The following is a 12,101-nucleotide window of genomic DNA, read 5'->3' as shown; positions in this document are numbered from 1 at the left end:
GGCTCGGTGCCAGCTGGCACCGAGCCTCCCGTCCGTCTCGGTCTGACCCCGGAACTCCACGGGTCCGCAGCAGACCCGTTCCCGATTCGCGCCGTGACGGATCTGGTCGGCTCGCCCCGGGATCCGCGAACCGGATCCGTCACGCCGGGAAACGAGGACTGCCGTCCGGTGCGGAGACCGCCGACAGCGCGCCTCCGGTCCGTCAGGTGGGCAGCTGGAACAGCGTCGAGGTCGAATCCGCGGCGCCGATGACCACCGGGTCGTGGGTCGCCATCACGATCGTTGCGCCCTGATCGGAGAGCTCGCGGACGAGGTGCACCACGCGATCGGTCAGCTCCGCGTCCAGGGCGGCGGTCGGCTCGTCCATCAGCACCACCGGTGGCTTGCGGACGAGGACCCTGGCGATCGCCACCCGCTGACGCTCCCCACCGCTCAGCTCAGCGGCTCGTCGTCCCAGGAGCGCCTGCGGCAGATGGAGGAGGTCTGCCGCTTCGTCCAGGCTCGACGGCTCGCCGACCGGGATGTGTGGCGCTGCCGCAGCGGCCGCCGTGATGTTCTGCCGGACCGTCCACCGCTCGACGAGGCCGGCGTCCTGGAACACGAACGCGACGCGGTCGCGGAGGTGTCGACGCAGCCCCGCACCCCGCAGTGCCGTGACGTCGTGGTCGAGGACCCGGATCGTGCCGGCACCCGGGCGCTCGAGTCCCCCGATCATCCGGAGCAGTGTCGACTTCCCGGCGCCCGAGGGTGCGACCACCGCGTGGACGTCACCCGCTCGGACGGTCAGATCGAGGGCGTCGAACAGCAGACGGCCGCCGACCTCGTGGCGGATGCCGATCGCCTCGATCGCTGGCTCGCTAGTACCCATGGGAGAGCAACTCCTTCGTCGTGGCGGTCCGAGCGGTGGTGACCCAGGTCGTCAGGACGACCAGCACGACGACCGCACCGAAGACGACCCCCACGGTCCGAGGAACGACGTCAGCGCCCGTGAGGCCGCTCTGCATCGCCAGGCCGAGGGCGACCGCGGTCCCTGCCAGGAGTCCCGCGGTCCGGAGCCAGGTCCGGAGATGGACGCGGATCGGTGATCGTCCGTGCGTGCGGTGGAAGAGCAGCCGGTCGCGGTTCGCGAGGACGGAGGCCCGGGTGCGCACGACGAGCATGCCCACCGCAGCGAGGACCCCGGCTGCGCCACCGACCAGTGCGATGGGGAGGCGCGCTCGGGCCGTCGCGACGCCGCGGTCGATCTGGTCGGCGAGCGCGTCGACCACGTACACGGACCGAGGGACGCCAGCGGCATCGAGCACCCGGTGTGTCGATGCGGCGCCACCGGTGAACAGGAGGTCCCCGGCGGAGCCGGCGGCGAAGTAGGAGTCGTCGTCGAGGAGGCCGGCTGACGCCGGGACGACGACGATGACGGGAGACTCCGAGTACGCCCGGTCTCGCAGGTCCGTCTGGCCGTAGTTGAAGACGGCACCGGGCGTGTACGTGGCGACGTGCGGGCGTTTCGGCGCCGCCCGGTTCGGGACTTCCCCGAGCGGCTCTCGGAAGGACGTCCGCCACTCTGCCGCGATGGCCGCTGCCCGCTCTGCCTGGTCGCTCGGAACCAGGAGCCCCCATTCCCCGGGCCCGTCCGCCCCGTCGAGCGGATCAGGGACCCGCCCCCGGGAACGCTCGATGAACGTCGGGTTGGCGACGATCACGTTCGACCCTGGGTCCCCCGGGGTGTACCGATCACCACGAGCCGCTCCGGGCGCCCAGCTGAGGAGGACCCCACCCGAGGCCTCAGTGGCGCGGACCGCCGAGGCGAACGGCTCCACCGCGTCCTCGAGCGCTGTGGGGCCGTCGAAGCCCTGGAAGATCGTCGTCGTGCACCCTGCGCATGCCTGCCAGTCAGGACGGCTGTCGCGGACGACGACGAGCGATCCCCATGCTGTCCCGGCCTGTGCGACGAGGAACACGACGAGCGTCAACGTCAGCACCTGCACGGCTGGCATCAGGACAGCTCCTCTCCCCCACGGCAGCCATCCCGAGAAGGCGGACCGGAACCGCAGGCGGCGCGGGAGCGAGCCCGACACGCAGGCCCCACAGACGAACGCCATCACGAGGGAGCCCCACACGGCACCACTCACGCCGAAGTAGGCGGCAAGCCGGTGGCCGCCGTTGTAGCCGTCGATCGCTGCGATCGCGAACCCGCCGACGAGGACGAACGCGCCGGCCGCGAGCAGCACGGACAACCCGACGTCGCGCCCGGACGGCCACCGCACACCGAGCGTCCTGGAGACCGCTGTCACGCGTGCACGCGACGCCGCTCGGACGAACCCGAGCAGCCACGCACCGCTCATCGTGACCACTGCTGCCGTCACCGTCGGTGTGTACCCGACCATGAACCGGAAGAGACTGGACCACCCGAGCGACTGCACCTGCGCCTCGACACCCGCGCGACCCAACGTCGTCGCGACGTCCTGGAGTGCGCGCGGCGGCAGCGTCGAGAGCCAGCTGCCGCGCGGGTCCCCGGCCGCCTCGAGCTCGGTGGTCAGGGAGACGTCGAACCGCGCGTACTCCCCCGCCGGGAACGCCCGGTCGTGTGCGGCACGGTCACCGATGACCGGGACCAGCGTCCGCGTCGGAGTCCGCCCCGTCGGGTCCATCCGGACGCGGTAGAAGTTGGCGCTGCGGTGCTCTGCCTCTGACCGGAGGACGTCGACGACTCGAGCGGCCTCGTTCGCCTCGGAGATGATCAGTGCCGACCTGATCGTCGCCATCGACTGCGTGTCCTGAACGCTGAGCACGGCGAAGCCGATCAGGAACGAGACCACCGCGGCTGCGAGAGCGGTCCCCACGCGGAGGACGTTCGAGGCCACTCGAGTGCCGTTACTTCGTGTCCCAGAAGGCGGTGTTGCCGCCCGCGGTCCGCAGGACCTGGGCGACGGAGCGCGTGCCCTTCGCCACCCACCCGGAACTCCTGCAGCTCGTCCCGAAGCCGGCGCAGGCCGTCGACTTGTGCGTCTTGCCGCTGTGGTCGTAGTACGAGTACGAGTTCCCGCCGCCGATGCCGTAGATCCACACGCCGCCGCCGACTCGCTGCGTGGTCCGCAGGCGCCCGCCGTTCGCCGCGCCCCGCTTCCATGTGATGTATCTCATGCAGCGAACGTACAACGCCCACGGCGACAGCGCACCCGTCCAGGACGAATGGCTGCCCGAGGGTCCCGTCCCGGTCGCCACGACGGACGGGAGGCTCGGTGCCAGCTGGCACCGAGCCTCCCGTCCGTCCGTGGTCCGGTGCTCAGACCGTCGCTTCGGTCCCCCGGGCCTTGCCGACGACCACGTCGACGATCCCGGCGACCAGCGCCGCGGCGACGAAGCCGAGCGAGACGCCGAGCCCGAGCGGCAGGCCCTTGGCGTAGTCACCGTTCGAGTTCGCCAGGATCGAGTAGAAGACGCTGCCGACCGCGGCGATGCCCACTGCGGAACCGACCCGGGCGCCGACCTGGATCAGGCCGCCCGCGGAGCCGCCCTGTTCGACGGGCACCTCGGAGAGGGTGAGCGTCTGGTTCGGGGAGATGGTGAGCCCGGAGCCGATGCCGGCGACGAGCAGCGGCAGGACGAGCCACCAGCCGAGGTCGGACCGGTAGTGGTTCGCGACCACCCAGATGACCGCGCCGAGCCCGAGGAGCACGAGGATCGTCCCGATGACGATGAGCTGCCGACCGAAGCGGTGCACGATCCGACCGCCGATGGTCGAGGCGATGCCCGAACCGATCGCGAACGGCACCGACGACAGGCCTGCCATCAGCGCCGAGTAGTGCAGGCCCGACTGCAGCGCGAGCGTCAGGACGAAGAACAGCGGGGTGAAACCGGCGAAGTAGAGCGTGGCCAGGCCGACGCCGAGCGAGAACGACCGACGGCGGAACAGCCCCAGGTCGATCAGGGGCTCCTTCGTCCGCTCGTAGCGCCGCTCCCACAGGACGAAGAGCGCGCCGAGCACGACGGCGACGACCACGAGCCACCACTTCGTGTTGCCCTTCCACTCCGAGGACTGCACGAACGGCAGGAGCAGCGCGACCACCGCGGCACCGAGCAGCACGATGCCGACCGGGTCGAAGTCGTGCTTGCGACCCCGTTCGGTGCTGGTCATGCCCGGCAGGTAGCGGAAGGCCAGGAGGATCGTCACGACCCCGACGGGCAGGTTCACGAAGAAGACGAAGCGCCACCCGTTCTCGGTGCCGAACGCCGTGATGAGCAAGCCGCCGATGAGCGGACCGATCGCGGTCGCGATGCCGACCGTCGCCCCGAAGAGCCCGAAGGCGGTGCCCCGCTCCTTGCCGCGGAACAGCTGCTGGATGAGCGCGGTGACCTGCGGGGTGAGCAGACCGCCCGCGAGCCCCTGCACCAGGCGCGCGACCACCAGGACGATGCCGTTCGGCGCGAACCCGCAGAGGGCACTCGCGACGGTGAAGAGCCCGACCCCGATGACGAACATCCGGCGTCGGCCCGTGGCGTCACCGAGTCGGCCGCCGGGCACGAGGAGGAGCCCGAAGGACAGGGCGTACCCGGACAGGATCCACTGGACGGCCTCGGGCGAGGTGCCGGGGAGCCCGGTCGAGATGGACTGCAGCGCGACGTTGACGATCGAGACGTCGAGGAGGACGATCCCGCCGCCGAGCAGGCAGATGACGAGGGCTTTCCAGCGGTTCGGATCCGGCTGGTCGGAGGGAGCCACGTCGGACTCCGGAGTTGTGCGATCTTCAGCTGTCATGACGACCCCACGCTAGGCTCGCGAACCTGCCCGTGGCGTCGGGATCACCAGGCGCTGGGTTGGTAGTCCTTCAGGAACACGCCGAACACGTCCTCGCCCGCTTCTCCCCGCACGATCGGGTCGTACACGCGGGCTGCTCCGTCGACCAGGTCGAGCGGAGCATGGAAGCCCTCCTCCGCCAGTCGCACCTTCGTCGGGTGCGGCCGCTCGTCCGTGATCCAACCGGTGTCGACGCTCGTCATCAGGATCCGGTCCGTCTCGAACATCTCCTGCGCGCTCGTCCGCGTCAGCATGTTGACCGCGGCCTTCGCCATGTTCGTGTGCGGGTGCCCCGGCCCCTTGTACGCACGGCCGAACACCCCTTCCATGGCGCTCACGTTCACCACGTACGTCCGGCGTGCGCCACTCGCTGCCATCGCCGCTCGGAGCTTCGAGATCAGGATGAACGGTGCCGTCGTGTTCGCGAGCTGCACCTCGAGCATCTCGAGCGGGTCCACCTCGTCGACCTGCTGCGTCCACGAGTTCACGTCGTGCAGGTCGGGGACGAGACCGCCGGCGTCGATCGCGGTTCCTCCGGCCAGTCGTTCGAGCGAGCTCGACCCGGGAGCCATCGCCTGCTCGGTGAGCTCCTCCGCCCGGGCCGCAGCGGCCGCGAGCACGGGGTGCGCCGTGACCGAGCGCGCCAGAGCCAGCGGGTGCTGGTCGTTCGTGTGGCCGAACGTCACCAGCTCGGGCAGTGGCCCGTCCGGCAGCGGGGCGAGCTCGGCGTCGGCGAGCGGCTGGTACGCCCCCGGCGACCGGCGCACGGTCTGCGTGGCGTTGTTCACCAGGATGTCGAGGGGCCCGGACGCGGCGACGTCCTCCGCGAGCCCGATGACCTGCGCGGGGTCACGGAGGTCGATGCCGACGACCTTCAGACGCGAGATCCAGTCGGCGGAGTCGGGCAGGCTCGTGAACCGGCGTACCGCGTCGCGCGGGAACCGGGTCGTGATGGTGGTGTGGGCACCGTCGCGCAGCAGCCGGAGCGCGATGTACATGCCGATCTTCGCGCGCCCGCCGGTGAGCAGGGCGCGCTTGCCCGTCAGGTCGGTCCGGGCGTCGCGCTTGGCGTGACTCATGGCCGCGCACGCCGGGCACAGCTGGTGGTAGAACGCGTCGACGACCGTGTACTGCTGCTTGCACATGTAGCAGGGGCGGGCCTTCAGCAGGGTGCCGGCGGTGGCCGCTGCCGTCGAGGCGCTGATCGGGACGCCGCGGGTCTCGTCGTCGATCCGGTCCGCGGCGCCGGTCGCGGTCGCGGCGATGACGCGTCGATCCGCCTCGGCGATGACCGCGCGCTTCTCGAGCCGGTGCGCCCGCTTGACGGCCTTGAACATCCTCGCCGTCGCGTGCCGCACGCGGACGAAGTCGGGGTGCGCCTCGTCGATCTCGGTCAGCTGCTCCAACACCCGGAGCGTGACGGCCAGGTCCTCGGGAGGGATGCTGCTGGGGTCGAGGGGCTCGGAGGTCACACGAGATTCTACGGTCCCGCGGAGCCGTGGACCGCGACCCATCGGCACACCCTCGTTCTGGGGGCCGGTGAAGTGGATGAGGCCCGTGTCCGCACTTCGGGGGACCGGTACGTTCAGGGCATTCCGCGAACCCGACCCGAACGGAACTCCATGCTCAAGATCGTCAACGGTGCCATCGCCGGGGCTGCCGGCATCGCCCTGCTCCTCGGTGGCGCGAGCACCTTCGCCCTCTGGAACGCCGACGCCGAGACCCAGCCCTCGACCGTCAGCTCGGGCACGCTCGCCCTGTCCGCGAACGCCGACGGCGTCTGGACGGACATCACGAACGGCCGCTCCGACGTCGTGGACATCGCGAAGGTGCGCATGGTGCCGGGGAACACGTACCAGTTCCACCAGACGCTGGACGTCACCGCGACCGGGGACGACCTCTCCGCCGACCTGTCCTGGACACCGCAGAGCATCACCGGCGACGCCGACCTCATCGCCGCGTCGACCCAGTCGCTCGGCGTCTCGTCGACGAGTTCGTCACTGGCCCCGGCCGGCCGGACCACGTGGACCGTCAAGCCCACGGCGGGGACCTCGGTGCTCGACGTGACCTACACGATCGGTCTGTCGTCGGACGTGACGACCGGCAAGGCGCAGACGATCAACCTGAGCGGGCTGACGTTCACGCTGACGCAGAACCCGATCGAGGGCTGACCGCGACGGCCCCGACCTCGCTGTGGTCGACAACGCCCGCCGGGCTGATGTTGCGTCACCCAACGCTGAAGGACGAGCCGAGGTCACGGGGCACCGAACTGGCTGCTCGGACGCGCCGCCGACCGCCTGAACCGACCCGCTGGACCGGCCGCCGAGCTCGGACGTCCGGCGCTGAGCCGACCGCTTCCGCACGTCAGTGCGCCCTGAGCCCCCGCAGCACCAGCTCCACCAACTCCCGCGCCTCCGCGGCCCACTCCGGCCGGTCGGTCGCAGACCCGATGCCATGCAGCGCGACGAGCACGGCACCCGGAGTCGCATCCGCTCCGATGGCACCCTCGGCGACCGCGGAGGCCATCAGGTCACCGAGCGTGCGCTCGAGCTCGCTACCACCCTCGGCCTGGGTCGCCGGATCGACGACGGACGCGAGGGTCCGGGCCAACGCCGCATGCTCGACCACGTACTCCACGAACGTGTGCAGGAACACCTCGAGGCGCTCCCCCGCCGGCCGCACCGAGTCCCGCGCCTGCCCGCAGAGCGCCTCGACCTCGCCCTGGTAGACCGCCGCCGCCAACGCCTCCCGCGTCGGGAAGTGCCGGTACAGCGTCCCGACCCCGACACCGGCACGCGTGGCGAAGTCGTCGAACCGGAGCTGCTCGTCGCGCTCGAACACCGTCCGAGCCGCCGCGATGATCGCGTCCCGGTTCCGTCGAGCATCGGCGCGCACTGGTCCTCCTCGATCGGACAGCAGTCGTTGACAAGCGGAGACAGTCTCCGTATCTTCACAAGTGGAGACGGCCTCCAACTTAGCGGACAGGTGCACGATGCGGATCCTCATGTTCGGACGCGGGGTCATCGCGACCATCTACGGCCAGGCCTTCCACCAGGCAGGCCACGACGTCGACCACTACGTCCGCCCGGGGCGCGCTGCGGAGTACGGCGACCGAGTGGAGCTGGACGTCGTCGACGGGCGACGCGGCCCCCTCGGCCGACGGAGCGCAACCTCCTACCGGGCCGAGCTCCGTGAGTCGGTCCACCCGGACGACGGCTACGACCTCGTCGTCCTCAGCGTCGGCCACCACCGACTCCGCGAAGCGGCAGCGTTCCTGGCGCCCCGCATCGGCGACGCGACAGTGGTGGTCCTCGGCAACGTCTGGGAGGAACCCGTCGACGCGATCGCCCCGATCCCGGCCGATCAGGTGGTGTTCGGCTTCCCCGGCGCGGGCGGCGGCTTCAGCGATGACGGCGTCCTGCACGGTGGGGTCCTCCGATCGGTCACCCTGGCAGCACCGGCACCCGGTCCAGACCGACGCGGACTGGAGGCTCGGCTCGCCTTCCGACAGGCGGGGTTCGTCGTCCGCGACCAACCGGACATGCGCGGGTGGCTCTGGCTGCACGTCGTCCTGGACGCGGGCATGTTCTCCGCGGCACTGCGTTACGGCGGGCTCGCGAGCATGATCGGGGACCGGCGCGCACTCGGCGACGCCTTCCTGACGAGCCGCGAGCTCCTCCCGGTCCTCGAGGCACGAGGCGTCGACCTCAGCCTCCACCGGACGGCGTCGCTCCCCGCGCGGCGCCCGAAGCTGACGGGAGCCATGCTCGCAGCGGCGACGCGCCTCGTCCCGATCGCCCGCGCGAGCCTCGCGGGGCACGGTGACCCGAACGCCGCAGAACCGCGCGCCGTCATCGAGGACGTGTCCCACACAGCCCGCGAGCTCGGCATCGCGACCCCGCGCCTCGACCGGTCAGCCCTGCTCCGCTGAGCCGCACCCGCCGTCCTCGCCGGGAAGACGCGGACCCCTCGAGCCCCTCGGACGTGCAGGAGGCTCGGTGCCAACCGGCACCGAGCCTCCTGTCTGGATCTCGTCAGTTCTGGATCGCGCCCCGCTTGCGGTCCTTCACCGCGCGGAACCAGGCGTTCGACGCCGGCAGGAACGTCAGGACGGCCGCGACGACCGAGGCGAGGACCCCGACCGCTCCCACACCGGAGCCACCGATCACGCCGGTGAGGCCGAGGATCGTCACGATGAGCAGGACGATCCGGGCCCAGTTCGCACCGCGGCGCATGAACAGGTCGAAGACGATGAACGCGATGATGTAGAGCACGCCGATGACGATGCTGGCAACGAGGGTCGCGCCGAGGATGCCGTTGACGTCCACGCCGTTCGTCGAGGTCCCCGACTGCTGGAGCTGGTCCTTCGCCGCCTGCTGCGCTGCCGGCAGCCGCGTCGCACTGATGATGATGCCGACGATGTGCGCCAGTGCGGTGATCAGGTACAACCAGAACGCGATCGTGACGAAACGGGGCGCTGCGGTCGGCGCCGCCTGTTGCGCGTTCGACTGGTACGGGTTCGACGACATGCGGGTGCTCCTCTTCGGGCCTCGACCATCGAGACCGACCCGTCAGATCCTGCCCGCCCAGGCCAGTTCATGACCGTAACTCATGCCTGATGATGCGGGATCGTGCGGGAACGTGCGTGATCATGCGGTCGAGGTGCTCCGCGTCCGATGTCTTCAGGCCGCCCCCGACGATCGTCAGCACCGCGACTGCAAGCGCACTCCGACGACCACGCATCAGCGCTCCGTCAGGCGACCGCGCAGCCGGACCCGCAGCTCGGCGTCAGCCCCGATGGTCGCGAAGGCGGCGTCGACGTCGGCAGCCACGTCTTCGACGATCGGAGCAGTCAGCGCGATCCACTCGTCGACCTCGTCCGTCCCCCAGGTGGCCTGCCGGTCGTGGGGCGCGTGCGACTTCGCCCCTGCCATCACCCGGACCGACTCCGCGTAGTCGGCAGCGACCACCGCTGGCGCAACCCCCGCATTGCTGAGCAGGAGCGCGCTGATCATGCCCGTTCGGTCGCGGCCAGCGCTGCAGTGCACCAGGAGTCCGTGCGGCGCGTCCGCGATCGCCGTCAGCGTGCCGAGGACGAGGTGCGGCAAGATGCGCCAGTTGTGTCGCCAGTACTCGGGCGAGTCCAGGATCGGGAAGCACGTCTCCCGGAACTCGGGGTCGTCCTGGTCCTCGGTCGGCGCGTGCACCACCGGGACAGCGTCGAGCGTCTCGGGAGCGACGACGGGGTCCCCGTCGCGGACGCCGACCTCGTGTGCGCACCGGAGATCGACCACCGCTGCGAGGCCCCAGCCGTGGGCGTCCCGCCACCCGGTCTCGGTCAACAGCTCGCGGCGCGGCCCTCGTGCCACCCTGCCGAAGCGGGTCGCCCCGGTCGCGGACAGGGGCGTCGGGAGGCCGCCCAGGTCTCGGGCGTTCAGGTACCCGTCCCACACGAGGTCTCGCACGCAGACACCATAGCGACGAGCGCAGCGGTACCGCCGGCCTGCACGAGCGATGGGAGGATCTCCTCGTGATCACGACCTTCCTCGTCAACCACGCATCGGCCGTGAAGGTGCTCTTCTGGGTCGTCCTGGTCGCGTTCACGGCCCTGGGATGGTGGACGCACCGCCGGCAGGCTCGGCGGACGCTCGTGACGCTCGCCGTCATCAGCGCGGTGGGGGTGCTCGCGTTGACGATGACCCCGGCGGGCGACGGGGGCAACGGGACCTTCTGCACGGTGCAGTTCTCCGTCCCGTTCCAGGGCATCGACACGCTCGCCAACGTCGCGCTCCTGTTCCCGGTGACGCTCTTCGCCGCGCTGCTCACGAGCCGACCGGTCTGGGCCGTGGCTGCGGCGTCCGGGCTGTCCGCCGCCATCGAGCTCGTCCAGGCACTGCTGCCGAACCTCGGCAGGGCGTGCGACACCAACGACTGGTTCATGAACACGGTCGGTGCCGTGCTCGCCGGCCTCCTCGGCGCCGGCATCATCGCCGTCGACCGCCGGCAGCGCACCCGGCAGGCGCACCCGGACGGAGCGACTCCGTAGCTCGTGCGGACCGCCCGCGGCACGGTTCGGTCGGTCAGTCCTCGTGCGCGGCGAGCGTGGACAACACGAGCTTCGCGATCCGGCGCTGGCCCTTGTCGTTCGGGTGCAGGCCGTCCGTCGAGTAGATCCCGGTGCCGGAGTACGTGGCCTTCGGGAAGGTGTCGTCCATGCTCACGTACGCAGCCCCGGCAGCCGCAGCGGCCTTCTTCGTGGCGGAGAGGTAGCTCGACCAGGGGCTCGACATGTTGTTCGTCATCGCAGGAGCCGGCGTGAACTCGCCGATCACGAGCAGTGAGGGCTTGGTGGGCAGTGCGGCGAGCGCCTCGAGGAACGCCTGGTACTGCCGTCCGAGCTCCGCGGGCGTGACGTGCTGCGAGTCGTTGCCGCCCAGCGTGATGGTGATCAGGTTCGGCCCCGCACGGCGCATGGCCCGCAGGAATCCGGCCTGGTCCTCGGTGAAGGTCGCGATCGTCGCCCCGGAGTGCGCCGAGTCGTACAGCTGGATGCCCTTGTCCCGATCGCCGTCGTAGACCGTGAAGCCCTGCAGCGAGAACGGGTTCACTGCGGTGACGGTGATGGCGTGCTCCCCCCGCCGGAGGCCGTCCACCTTCGTGACGGTCCCGGTGCTGGCCTTCCCCGTCGTCGACACCGTCGTCGGTGCGCCGCCGTCGATGCTGTAGGTGAAGTCGCCCGAGCCGTCGTAGCGCGTCCACCAGATGTCGATGCCGGTCCCGGTGAACGGGTAGGTCCGCGAAGCGCCCCCCTGCATGGCGACCGCCCGGTAGCCGAGGTCGGGGACGGTCACGTCGTACTGGCTCGACCCCGTCTTCGACGTCGCCCAGTCGCCCCAGGTCGAGTCCGGCGCGTAGACCGCGAACTGCGCGGGGAGGTACCCGGCACCCCCGCGGGCCCCCGACGTCGCGTGACGCGTCCGCAGCTGGTCCAGCGTCAGGTCCATCCAGCGCGTGGAACGAGCGGAGGCACCCTGGCCCTCGGTGATCGAGTCCCCGAGAGCGACCCACTTGGCGGGTGCATCAGACCGGTCGGCCACGGCGGCGTTCCACGCGGCGAGGGGCTCGCGCTCCGCGGGCTTCGTCGAGGCGCACCCCGTCGCGACGGTCGCGACCAGGGCGACGAGCAGCCCGGCGACCACACGCGTTGCCGTTCGAGATGGTCGTCGTCGTGTTCGGTCGAGCACGGTGCCTCCGCATGCGGTTCGGGTTGTCGCTCACGACCGAGGTCCTGGCGGGCTCAGGGTAA

Annotated in this window: 12 protein-coding genes; 3 read left to right on the top strand and 9 right to left on the bottom strand. The window is 70.8% G+C overall.

Annotation, left to right across the window (positions count from 1 at the left end):
* Positions 1 to 202: 202 nt before the first annotated feature.
* The 5 genes from ITJ68_RS18360 to ITJ68_RS18340 form a co-directional block, all read right to left on the bottom strand.
* Positions 203 to 868 carry an ABC transporter ATP-binding protein gene (locus ITJ68_RS18360; RefSeq protein WP_194663533.1) on the bottom strand — a complete coding sequence of 222 codons (666 nt, stop codon included), beginning with the start codon at positions 866 to 868 and terminating at the stop codon, positions 203 to 205.
* Positions 858 to 2,840: a hypothetical protein gene (locus ITJ68_RS18355; RefSeq protein WP_194663532.1), complete on the bottom strand. Its 1,983-nt coding sequence runs from the start codon at positions 2,838 to 2,840 to the stop codon at positions 858 to 860. The genes ITJ68_RS18360 and ITJ68_RS18355 overlap by 11 nt, the downstream gene beginning before the upstream one ends.
* Positions 2,841 to 2,871: 31 nt before the next feature.
* Positions 2,872 to 3,141, bottom strand: a complete 270-nt coding sequence (locus tag ITJ68_RS18350; RefSeq protein ID WP_194663529.1) for a lactococcin 972 family bacteriocin — start codon at positions 3,139 to 3,141, stop codon at positions 2,872 to 2,874.
* 142 nt (positions 3,142 to 3,283) lie between these two features.
* Complete coding sequence (locus ITJ68_RS18345) at positions 3,284 to 4,756, bottom strand: MFS transporter (RefSeq protein ID WP_194663527.1); 1,473 nt, start codon at positions 4,754 to 4,756, stop codon at positions 3,284 to 3,286.
* Between the two features lie 44 nt (positions 4,757 to 4,800).
* Complete coding sequence (locus ITJ68_RS18340) at positions 4,801 to 6,309, bottom strand: SDR family NAD(P)-dependent oxidoreductase (protein ID WP_228506081.1); 1,509 nt, start codon at positions 6,307 to 6,309, stop codon at positions 4,801 to 4,803.
* A gap of 108 nt (positions 6,310 to 6,417) precedes the next feature.
* Here ITJ68_RS18340 and ITJ68_RS18335 point away from each other — a divergent pair, with 108 nt between their 5' ends.
* Complete coding sequence (locus tag ITJ68_RS18335; RefSeq protein WP_194663524.1) at positions 6,418 to 6,966, top strand: alternate-type signal peptide domain-containing protein; 549 nt, start codon at positions 6,418 to 6,420, stop codon at positions 6,964 to 6,966.
* 193 nt (positions 6,967 to 7,159) lie between these two features.
* Here the strand turns inward: ITJ68_RS18335 and ITJ68_RS18330 are convergent, their stop codons facing one another.
* Positions 7,160 to 7,690 (bottom strand): helix-turn-helix domain-containing protein, encoded by a 531-nt coding sequence (locus ITJ68_RS18330; protein WP_323743376.1) that lies wholly within the window; start codon positions 7,688 to 7,690, stop codon positions 7,160 to 7,162.
* A 97-nt stretch (positions 7,691 to 7,787) separates the two neighbouring features.
* Between ITJ68_RS18330 and ITJ68_RS18325 the strand changes: the two genes are divergently transcribed.
* Positions 7,788 to 8,726, top strand: a complete 939-nt coding sequence (locus ITJ68_RS18325) for a ketopantoate reductase family protein (RefSeq protein WP_194663522.1) — start codon at positions 7,788 to 7,790, stop codon at positions 8,724 to 8,726.
* A 103-nt stretch (positions 8,727 to 8,829) separates the two neighbouring features.
* Here the strand turns inward: ITJ68_RS18325 and ITJ68_RS18320 are convergent, their stop codons facing one another.
* Positions 8,830 to 9,324, bottom strand: coding sequence for a hypothetical protein (locus ITJ68_RS18320; RefSeq protein WP_194663521.1), 495 nt, complete (start codon positions 9,322 to 9,324; stop codon positions 8,830 to 8,832).
* 213 nt (positions 9,325 to 9,537) lie between these two features.
* Positions 9,538 to 10,260: a tyrosine-protein phosphatase gene (locus ITJ68_RS18315; protein WP_194663520.1), complete on the bottom strand. Its 723-nt coding sequence runs from the start codon at positions 10,258 to 10,260 to the stop codon at positions 9,538 to 9,540.
* A gap of 65 nt (positions 10,261 to 10,325) precedes the next feature.
* Here ITJ68_RS18315 and ITJ68_RS18310 point away from each other — a divergent pair, with 65 nt between their 5' ends.
* Positions 10,326 to 10,841, top strand: coding sequence for a VanZ family protein (locus tag ITJ68_RS18310; RefSeq protein WP_194663519.1), 516 nt, complete (start codon positions 10,326 to 10,328; stop codon positions 10,839 to 10,841).
* Between the two features lie 34 nt (positions 10,842 to 10,875).
* Here ITJ68_RS18310 and ITJ68_RS18305 read toward each other — a convergent pair whose 3' ends face one another.
* Entirely contained in the window at positions 10,876 to 11,994 is a 1,119-nt protein-coding gene (locus tag ITJ68_RS18305) for a GDSL-type esterase/lipase family protein (protein ID WP_194663518.1), read from the bottom strand.
* Between the last annotated feature and the right edge of the window lie 107 nt (positions 11,995 to 12,101).

This window comes from Curtobacterium sp. VKM Ac-1395 (assembly GCF_015350975.1).
Lineage (GTDB): Bacteria > Actinomycetota > Actinomycetes > Actinomycetales > Microbacteriaceae > Curtobacterium.
This window is presented reverse-complemented; position numbering and strand designations above follow the sequence as displayed.